This is a genomic window from Acidisphaera rubrifaciens HS-AP3, assembly GCF_000964365.1.
Classification (GTDB): domain Bacteria; phylum Pseudomonadota; class Alphaproteobacteria; order Acetobacterales; family Acetobacteraceae; genus Acidisphaera; species Acidisphaera rubrifaciens.
In genome coordinates, this window is the sequence record NZ_BANB01000245.1 from 1 (window position 1) to 1,387 (window position 1,387).

At 61.9% G+C, this 1,387-nt stretch carries 2 protein-coding genes and 1 pseudogene; 2 read left to right on the forward strand and 1 reads right to left on the reverse strand.

Annotated features, from left to right (window positions below; all coding sequences use genetic code 11):
- Positions 1 to 30: 30 nt before the first annotated feature.
- Positions 31 to 557: pseudogene (locus B8460_RS23340) on the reverse strand (IS5 family transposase); the annotation flags it as partial.
- A 162-nt stretch (positions 558 to 719) separates the two neighbouring features.
- Here B8460_RS23340 and B8460_RS08475 point away from each other — a divergent pair.
- Positions 720 to 1,157: an IS5 family transposase gene (locus tag B8460_RS08475; protein ID WP_373855753.1), complete on the forward strand. Its 438-nt coding sequence runs from the start codon at positions 720 to 722 to the stop codon at positions 1,155 to 1,157.
- Positions 1,061 to 1,294 (forward strand): transposase, encoded by a 234-nt coding sequence (locus tag B8460_RS23740; protein WP_373855754.1) that lies wholly within the window; start codon positions 1,061 to 1,063, stop codon positions 1,292 to 1,294. Before B8460_RS08475 ends, B8460_RS23740 begins: the two co-directional genes overlap by 97 nt.
- Positions 1,295 to 1,387 lie beyond the last annotated feature (93 nt).

Below are 1,387 nucleotides of genomic sequence, written 5' to 3' on the forward strand. Positions count from 1 at the left end.
CCGACGCCGCCACAACCATTCTCAAACGAACTCTTTGATGATCGCCCGGATCCAGTCGGCGTCGCAGCCCTTGGAGGCGACAATCACCGTGTTCGCGGGCAGGCCGTCCAGCTGCGCAGGCGCCGCTTGGCTGTCGTGCGCCTGACCGGCAGGCAACACCATTCGGATCGGCAGGCCACGCGCGTCCACCAGCGCATGCACCATGTTGGTCAGCCCACCTCGTGAACGGCCCATGCAACGATCCGACCGCCCTTTTTCGCCCCGGCGGCATGTTGGTGCACCCGGATCGAGGAAGAGTAGATCATCTGGATATGCCCATCATAGGCCTTGGCGATCGCGTCTATGATGGCGCCCCACATACCCGCCCGGCGCCAGCGCACGAAGCGGTTATAGGCCGTCGTGTAAGGGCCATACCGCTCCGGCAGATCCCGCCACGGCGAGCCCGAGCGCAACACCCAGAAGATCGCGCTGAGCACACGCCGATCATCGACTCGCCCAACGCGACGGGATTTCCGTAGCAGCAGCGGCGCGATCACCTGCCACTCGAAATTCGTCAGATCGTCGCGACCACCATCGTAAGCCCCTTCAAGGAGCTTGGATCACGCCTCTCCAACGTGACGTGCCGCTACCCCCTTTTTTTGATACACACCCTAGGTTGCGTGGACAAACGGGATTCCGAAACGGCATGAGTTGTGATTCAAAGCTGCTCTTTGAGGAGAGTGGCTTTGATCCGAGGCCTTCTGACGGACGAGGAATGGGGGTTCTTCAAGCCGTTCCTGACGGAGAACCGCTCACGCGGTGGTCGACCACCGGCAGACCATCGGCGGGTGCTGGATGCGATCCTTTGGATCACACGCACAGGAGCGACGTGGCGGGATCTTCCGTCTGAACGGGGGAACTGGAACTCGGTGTTCCGACAATACCGGCGATGGACCGAGGCCGCCGTTTGGGATGTCATGCTGGCGGCATTGGTGGAGAGCGAAGCCTCTGACAACACGCTTCAAATGATCGACAGCACCATTGTCCGGGCGCATCAGCACGCCGCCGGAGGAAGGGGGAGATTCACCACCGTGGTACTAACCGTTCGCGCGGTGGCCTCACGACCAAAATCCATACACGTGCGAACGCGGACGGGCTCGGCATCGGCTTCCGCCTGACGCCAGGACAGGCGTCCGACATGAGCAGCTACACCGACCTGATGGACGACGATCTACCCGATCCAACCGCGGTGCTGGCCGACAAGGGCTATGATAGCGACGCCATCCGCGCTGATCTTGAGGGAGGTCGCGTGTAGCCACCCGATACGACCAATTGCCAACGAGCTTCCTCGGCTTCGTCATGCTCGCAAACATCGTAAGCGTTCGGTGTCGGCCGCGGTGATCTTGGG